Raw genomic sequence first — 811 nt, forward strand, 5'->3', positions numbered from 1 at the left:
CGGCCGCGGCACTGTCGAACCCTTCCACGCCGTAGCCGGCGTCGCGCAGGGCGGTGGTCAGGACGAAGCGCACCGAGCGGTCGTCGTCGACCACCCAGATGGTGGCGCCCTGCGCGGTTGGATCAGACATCGCTCATCTCCATCTCCGCCGGGGCTTGTTCGGCAAGCGGCAGGGGCAGCAGCACGGTGAACACGGTGCGGCCGGGACGCGAGCGGTAGCTCAGCGTGCCACGGTGTTCGCGCGCCACCTGCTGGGCCAGCGCCAGGCCCAGCCCGGTGCCCTCGGCACGGCCACTGACCAGCGGCAGGAACAGGTGTTCGGTTAGCTCCTCGGGCACGCCACGGCCGTCATCGGCCACTTCCAGGCGCAGCGCCAACGGGTGGGGCTGCTCGGCGATGCGCAGGCCGTGCTCGACCCGGGTACGCACGGTGACCGTGGTGGCGCCGGACTGCATCGCATTGCGCACCAGGTTGAGCAGCGCCTGGGTCAGCCGGTCGGCATCGCCGGGGAATTCGGGAATGCTGGGATCGTAGTCGCGCAGCAGCCGCACCGACCAGCCGGCCTCGTTCTCGGCCAGGCGCAGTACCCGCTCCAGCGCGGCGTGGATGTTCAGCGGCGCATGCGGGCGCTGCGGTGCCGGCGAGAGCAGCTGTTCGAGCAGGGTGTTCAGGCGCTCGATCTCCGTGCCGATCAGGTCGATCAGCTCGCTTTCCTCGGCATCGCGCCCATGCGCGCGCCGGGCCAGCAATTGCGCCGCCCCTTTCAGGCCGGCCAGCGGATTGCGCAGTTCGTGCGCCAACCCCTTGAGCG

General features: G+C 70.9%; 1 protein-coding gene. It reads right to left on the minus strand.

Going from position 1 to position 811, the window contains the following annotated elements:
* Positions 1–122: 122 nt before the first annotated feature.
* The coding region (locus JCM9942_RS17185; RefSeq protein WP_256202427.1) for a two-component system sensor histidine kinase NtrB at positions 123–811 on the minus strand (689 nt) is incomplete at its 5' end.

Origin of the sequence: Stenotrophomonas pictorum JCM 9942 (assembly GCF_001310775.1) — a bacterium.
Classification (GTDB): domain Bacteria; phylum Pseudomonadota; class Gammaproteobacteria; order Xanthomonadales; family Xanthomonadaceae; genus Stenotrophomonas; species Stenotrophomonas pictorum.